The 2,000-nt window shown below is 72.9% G+C and carries 1 protein-coding gene; it reads right to left on the bottom strand.

The window, feature by feature from the left end:
• The coding region (locus GXW76_RS25230; protein WP_211864893.1) for an Rne/Rng family ribonuclease at positions 1-2,000 on the bottom strand (2,000 nt) is incomplete at both ends.

Raw genomic sequence — 2,000 nt, 5'->3', positions numbered from 1 at the left:
CGGCGTCCATCGGCGTCGAGCCCGCCTTCCGGCGCGCCCGCGGCGTCCTCGGCCTCGCCCTCGGCGGGCTGGGCCTCGGTCATGGCCTCGGCTTCCGCCTCAGCGCTGTCCTCGCCTTCCGCGTCGCCTTCGCCTTCGCCTTCCGCATCACCATCCGCCTCGGCCTCGGAGCCGGGGTGGGCCTCGCGGCCGTCCTCGCGGCGACCGCCGCGGCGGCGGCGGCGGCGGCGGCGGCGGCGTTCGCTCTCCTCGGCCGTCTCGGCGCTTTCGTCGGCGGGGCGGGGGGCTTCCTCGCCTTCCTCGGCGGCGGCTTCCTCCTCGGGTTCCTCCTCGACAGGCTCGGGGGCGTAGTCCATGCGCAGCGCGGAGGGCGCGGCCGGGACCTGGCCGGGCTCGGCCGCGCGCAGGCGCTCGATCTTCACGGCAGGCGGGATGAGCTCGTCATCCGGCTCGAACATCACCGCCATGCCGAAGCGCGCCTCGATCTCGGCGAGCTTCTCCCGCTTGCGGTTCAGCAGCCACAGCGCCACGGGCGCCGCGACGTGCACCATGATCTCGGAGGCGCGGCGCTTGGCGCCTTCCTCCTCGATGGCGCGCAGCACCTGCAGGGCACTGCTCTCGACGCTGCGGACGATGCCGCGGCCCTGGCAATGCGGGCAGGCGACGAAGGTCTGCTCGGCGATGGACGGACGCAGCCGCTGGCGGCTCATCTCCAGCAGGCCGAAATGGCTGATGCGGCCGACCTGGATGCGGGCGCGGTCCTGCTTCAGCGCCTCCTTCAGCCGGCGCTCGACCATGCCGTCGTGCTTGGACGACTCCATGTCGATGAAGTCGATGACGATGAGGCCGGCGAGGTCGCGCAGGCGCAACTGCCGCGCGATCTCGTCCGCCGCCTCGAGGTTGGTGCGCAGGGCCGTGTCCTCGATGTGCCGGTCGCGCGTGGCGCGGCCCGAGTTCACGTCGATGGCGACCAGCGCCTCGGCCTGGTTGATGACGAGGTAGCCGCCGGAGCGGAGCTGCACGACGGGCGAATGCATCGCGTCGAGCTGCTGGTCCACGTTGTGGCGGGCGAAGAGCGGCACCGCCTCCCTGTGCATCCGCACCTTGCCGGCATTGGCCGGCATCAGCATGCGCATGAACTCGCGCGCCTCGCTGTAGGCGCGCTCGCCCTCGACCGTCACTTCCTCGATGTCGCGGCCGAAGACGTCGCGGATCGAGCGCTTGATGAGGTCCGCTTCCTCGTAGATCAGCGCAGGCGCGGTGGAGGCCAGCGTGCGCTCGCGGATGTTGTCCCACAGGCGCAGCAGGTACTCGCAGTCGCGCTTGATCTCGGGTTTGGGCCGCTGCGCGCCGGCGGTGCGCACGATCAGCGACATGCCGTCGGGCAGGCTCATCTCCTCGACGACTTCGCGCAGGCGCTTGCGGTCGGCGGCAGATGTGATCTTGCGGGAGACGCCGCCGCCGCGCGGCGAATTCGGCATCAGCACGGAGAAACGGCCGGCCAGCGAGATGTAGGAGGTCAGCGCGGCACCCTTCCCGCCGCGTTCCTCCTTCACGACCTGCACCAGCATGATCTGCCGGCGCTTGATGACTTCCTGGATCTTGTACTGGCGCAGGAAGCGGGGCGGGATGCGGCGCTCGCGGCGCTCGTCCTCGGCCTCGGGGGGCTGGTCCTCGCCGCCAATGGTCTCGGGCGGGCGGGTCTTCTCGTCGGCGGGGATGCTCTCGACGCGGCCGAGGTATTCGGACTCGCCGGGCTCGGCGTGCGCCTCCGCTCCGGCGTCCGCGGCGGGGTCGAGCGGCATGCCGGCGTCGGGCGTGCCGGTGATGCGGTCATCCGCCATGTCGAGGGGCTGGGCGACGGGAGCGGGGGCCTCGGGCGCCTCGGCGGGCTGCTCCGCGGCGGGCGTCGCGGGAGCGGCCTCGGTCTCGGCCGGCTGCTCCGCGGCGGCTTCCGCGACCTCGGGGGTGGCGGCGGGTTCGCCCGCGGCCTCGGCACC

Source organism: Neoroseomonas soli (genome assembly GCF_018129065.1).
Lineage (GTDB): Bacteria > Pseudomonadota > Alphaproteobacteria > Acetobacterales > Acetobacteraceae > Neoroseomonas > Neoroseomonas soli.
This window is presented reverse-complemented; position numbering and strand designations above follow the sequence as displayed.